Here is a 2,193-nt window from a genome sequence, read left to right on the forward strand (position 1 = left end):
GACTTGGGGAAGCGGATGTGGCCTTCCTCGTCCACCAGGGCGAAGCGGGCGTTGGTGCCGCCCACATCCCCCACCAGGCCGCGCGCCGCGCCCTTCACGCCGCGGCCTCGAACAGGCTGCAGGCGCCCTCTTCGGCGGGTCCTGCGACCTTGCGCATCCAGCCGAACATCTCGCGGCCGAAGCCGTAAGCGTGCGGGGCGGCGGTGGCCGGGGGCCGGTTCATCAGCTCGCGCTCGTCCACCTGGATGTCGAGCCGCCCGGTGCGGGCGTCGAGGCGGATCACGTCCCCGTCACGCACCCGCGACAGCGGCCCGCCGCCGGCCGCCTCGGGCGTGACGTGGATCGCCGCCGGCACTTTGCCGGAGGCGCCGCTCATCCGCCCGTCGGTGACCAGGGCGACCTTGAAGCCCTTGTCGAGCTGGACGCCCAGCGCCGGCGTCAGGCTGTGCAGCTCCGGCATGCCGTTGGCCCGCGGCCCCTGGAAGCGCACCACGGCGACGAAGTCGCGGTTGAGCTCGCCTCGCTTGTGGGCCGCCAGCAGGTCGTCCTGGTCGTCGAACACCAGCGCCGGCGCCTCGATCACCAGGTGCTCGGGCTTGACCGCCGAGGTCTTGATGACCCCGCGGCCCAGCGGCCCCTCGACCAGGCGAAGACCGCCTTCGCTCTGGAAGGGATCGTCCACCGGCCGCAGCAGGTTGCGGTCGAGAGAGGCGGCGGTTCCTTCCCGCCAGACCAGCTTGCCGTCCTGCAGGAAGGGCTCGGTCTGGTAGCGGCGCAGGCCCGGGCCGGCGACCGTCACCACGTCGTCGTGCGCCAGGCCCGCATCCAGCAGCTGGCGGGTGACGAAGGCCATGCCGCCGGCCGCATGGAAGGCGTTCACATCCTCCGATCCGTTCGGATAGACCCGGGCGATCAGCGGCGTGACCCGGGAGAGCTGGTCGAAGTCGTCCCAGGTGATGTGGACGCCCGCGGCCCGTGCCATGGCGACGATGTGCAGGGTGTGGTTGGTCGAACCGCCGGTGGCCAGGAGGCCGACAGTGGCGTTGACGATGCTTTTCACGTCCACCACCGCCGACATCGGCGCATAGGCGTTGCCGCCGTCGCGGATCTCCACCGCGCGCTTCGGCGCTGCCGCCACCAGGGCGTCGCGCAGCGGCGTGTTGGGCTGCACGAAGGCCGAGCCCGGCAGGTGAAGGCCGGTCATCTCCATCATCATCTGGTTGGAGTTGGCCGTGCCGTAGAAGGTGCAGGTGCCGGGGCCGTGATAGGATTTCATCTCAACGTCCAGCAACTCCTCGCGCGTCGCCTTGCCCTCGGCGTATAGGGCGCGGACGCGGGCCTTCTCGGCGTTGGAGACGCCCGAGGTCATTGGGCCGCCGGGCACGAAGATCACCGGCAGGTGGCCGAACGACAGGGCCCCTATGAACAGGCCCGGCACGATCTTGTCGCAAATGCCCAGCATCAGGGCCGCGTCGAAAGCGTCGTGGGTCAGGGCGATCGCCGTCGCCATGGCGATCACGTCGCGGCTGAACAACGAGAGCTCCATCCCCGGCCGGCCTTGCGTGACCCCGTCGCACATGGCGGGCACGCCGCCGGCGAACTGGGCGGTCGCCCCGATCTCGTGGGCCGCCGCCTTGATGATCGCCGGGAAGCGCTCCAGCGGCTGGTGGGCCGAGAGCATGTCGTTGTAGGCCGAGACGATGGCCACGTTCGGCGCGAAGGGGTCGCGCATACGCTGCTTGTCTCCTTCGCCGAGGGCCGCGAAGGCGTGGGCGAAGTTGGCGCAGGAGAGCTTGGCGCGCCCGGGGCCGTCGCGCCTGGCCGCCTCCATACGCTCGAGGTAGGCGGCGCGAGACTCGCGGCTGCGATGGGCTATGCGCTCGGTGACCTCCTGGACGACCGGATGCATGGCGGCTCCCAATTTCACTTTATGGCGACCACAGAATGCGGACGGGCGCGCGTTCTTGGCGCAAGAGCGCGCCGACGGGAAGCGGTTCCCCGGCGAGCGCCCGCTCGACCACCTGTTTCTTGGCGTCCCCTGAGATAAGCACGATGAGGCCCCTCGCATCAGTCAACGCGGCCAGGGTCAGGGTGATCCGCGGCAGCGGTGGCGCGCCATGCGGCTCCGGAACCCCCAACGCCAGCCGGTCCGACGTCAGGTCCAGCCCTTCGGTCAGCGCCGGACTGCCGGGG

2 protein-coding genes are annotated in these 2,193 nt (G+C 70.6%); both read right to left on the minus strand.

Translation table 11 applies throughout. The features are described from left to right. Nucleotides 1-94: 94 nt before the first annotated feature. Nucleotides 95-1,909: a phosphogluconate dehydratase gene (gene edd / locus VHK87_RS17940; RefSeq protein ID WP_329636260.1), complete on the minus strand. Its 1,815-nt coding sequence runs from the start codon at nt 1,907-1,909 to the stop codon at nt 95-97. Between the two features lie 19 nt (nt 1,910-1,928). After that, a partial coding sequence (locus tag VHK87_RS17945; RefSeq protein ID WP_329636261.1) for a 6-phosphogluconolactonase occupies nt 1,929-2,193 on the minus strand: 265 nt, incomplete at its 5' end.

The sequence above is a fragment of the Phenylobacterium sp. genome (assembly GCF_036263695.1).
Classification (GTDB): domain Bacteria; phylum Pseudomonadota; class Alphaproteobacteria; order Caulobacterales; family Caulobacteraceae; genus Phenylobacterium.

Excerpts from the sequence above, each read along its gene's own strand:
- edd (WP_329636260.1), bottom strand. The coding sequence starts at position 1,909 with ATGCATCCGGTCGTCCAGGAGGTCACCGAGCGCATAGCCCATCGCAGC.